At 76.3% G+C, this 1,044-nt stretch carries 1 protein-coding gene; it reads right to left on the reverse strand.

Annotated elements, in window-relative coordinates:
• Window positions 1–1,044: ABC transporter ATP-binding protein (locus AC5LUJ_RS22145; protein ID WP_493465663.1), on the reverse strand; the 1,044-nt coding region annotated here is incomplete at both ends.

Raw genomic sequence — 1,044 nt, forward strand, 5'->3', positions numbered from 1 at the left:
GGACGGCGGGATGGGTGACGGGAGGGCCATCGAGCGGGACTGCGCGGGCCGGGCCCGCGGCGGGCGCCAGGGGGACGCGCACGGCACACCGCCCGCCGGGGCGCTCGCCGAGGTCAGCCGGCCCGCGTCGAGGACGATCCGGCGGTGCGCCCGTTGTGCCTCCGCCGGGTGATGGGTCACGTGGACGACCGCGACTCCCTCCTCGTCCGGCAGCCGCGCCAGCAGGTCGGTGAGCTGGTCGCGGCCTTCGGTGTCCACCATGGCGGTGGACTCGTCGGAGACGAGCAGCCGGGGCGCCCGCGCGAGCGCGGCCGCGACCGCCAGCCGTTGGAGCTGCCCGCCGGAGAGCGTGGCGGTTTCGCGGTCGGCGACGTTCGCGAGCCCGACCCGCGCCAGCAGGGCCTCCACGTCGACGGTGGCGCCGTCGGGCAGGCCCCAGACGACGTCGTCGAGGACCCGCACCCCCAGGACCTGCGACTCCGGACGTTGGAAGATCATAGCGGTGCCGCCGGTGCGGCCCAGCGCGCAGTCGCCGGGCCGCAGCACCCGCCCGTCGGTGGGATGCCAGCCACTGATGATCCGGGCGAGCGTCGACTTCCCCGAGCCGTTGCCGCCGACGATCGCCACGAACTCGGCCGGCCGGATCGTCAGTGACACGTCCCGCAGCGCATCCCGCGTCACATGGGGATAGCGGTAGGTGACGGATTCCAGGCGGACGGGCAGCGGATGTGGAGGCTGTTCCGCCGCGGGCGGTTCCGGACACCCCCGGGCCGCCGGCTTCCGGCGCGCCGGCGCCGGCCCCGGTGCCCATATGGGCGCGTTCGGGTGGTCGGACCGGGCTTCCGGCGCGCCGACGGCGAGCCGGCGCAGCACCGGACGGGTGACCACGGCCGCGGTGAGCACGTTGACGCTGGTGTTGGCCAGCAGCGCGATCGGCAGCAGCGCCCACCAGTGCTCCGCGCCCCACCGCAGGAGCGCGTCCGCGGTGCGCAGGCCCGGGCTGTCCGGGCCGATCCCGACGTGGACGAGGCTGCTGCGGGCGCC

The sequence above is a fragment of the Protofrankia sp. CiP1_Cm_nod3 genome (assembly GCF_982290655.1).